This is a genomic window from Wolbachia endosymbiont of Drosophila incompta, from assembly GCF_001758565.1.
GTDB lineage: Bacteria > Pseudomonadota > Alphaproteobacteria > Rickettsiales > Anaplasmataceae > Wolbachia > Wolbachia pipientis.
Window position 1 is genome coordinate 292952 of record NZ_CP011148.1, and the last position, 369, is coordinate 293320.

Here is a 369-nt window from a genome sequence, read left to right on the forward strand (position 1 = left end):
CGGTGTCATTCCAGCGCGTGACCAGGTCTTTTTAGCTATCATAGGATGACAGAAGCAGACACTCCACTTTGTCGTTCCAGTGCCTCCTTTTTTTTCATTTGAGTGCCTTGACTATTTGGATCCAGGAAAAAGAATGGTGTCATCCCAGTGCCCCTATGATGTCATCCAAGTAGCCTCCCTCTCCTGTCATCCCAGTGCTCCTTTTTTTGTCATCCGAGTAGCTGACACTGGGATCCAGGAATTTTATTAAGTTGGTAAGCATAAAAGTGTTATGTAAAATACAACGTTCTTGATGGGATTGCGTGAAATGCTGGATCCCAGTGTCTGGGCACTGGGATGACAAAGGAGGACAGTGTCAGCTACTCGGAT